Origin of the sequence: Virgibacillus sp. AGTR (genome assembly GCF_016919725.2) — a bacterium.
Classification (GTDB): domain Bacteria; phylum Bacillota; class Bacilli; order Bacillales; family Amphibacillaceae; genus Virgibacillus; species Virgibacillus salarius.
Map to the genome: position 1 here is coordinate 1 of NZ_JAJERH010000182.1, position 592 is coordinate 592.

Consider the following 592-nt stretch of genomic DNA (forward strand, 5'->3'; position numbering starts at 1 on the left):
TTGGAATATTTTATTTTCTTTTAGTGTCCGCACCCACTGATTGTGTTGGTAATGCCAGCCTTGATCGGAGTGGATCGTAGTGCGGTAGATTGCCCGACTCTTCAGTATCTCTATTAATTCTTTTAAAGGGGTCATGACAAGGTTTAATGTTGGGCGTTTTTTGATGTCATACGTAATAATTTCTCCGTTATAAAGGTCAAGAATCGGATTTAAATATAACTTCTCTTCGCCTAGACATTTGAATTCCGTTATGTCTGTTACTAACTTTTGAAGTGGAATAGATGTGTTAAAACGGCTAGACAATCGGTTTTTCGCCACTTTTCCAACGTTCCCCTTATAGGAATTGTATTTACGGGATTTCCGCATAAATTTCACACATTTTAATCCCAATTCTCGCATAATGCGATACACTTTTTTATGGTTGATAACATATCCTAATTTCTTTAGTTCTCCTGTAATACGTTTATAGCCATAACGTTCATGGAACTTTTAAATAAATCTGCAATAATTTCTTTTAATATTGTGTCCGAATCTTCTCTTCCAAAATTTTTCACATGATAGTGATAGGTAGCTTCAGGAATACCTACAATAG

At 35.1% G+C, this 592-nt stretch carries 1 protein-coding gene and 1 pseudogene; both read right to left on the bottom strand.

Features of this window, described 5'->3' with window-relative positions; genetic code table 11:
• On the bottom strand, positions 1–318 hold a 318-nt coding region (locus tag JUJ52_RS23145; protein WP_228089258.1), incomplete at its 3' end, for a DDE-type integrase/transposase/recombinase.
• Between the two features lie 66 nt (positions 319–384).
• Positions 385–474: pseudogene (locus tag JUJ52_RS23825) on the bottom strand (IS3 family transposase); the annotation flags it as partial.
• Positions 475–592 lie beyond the last annotated feature (118 nt).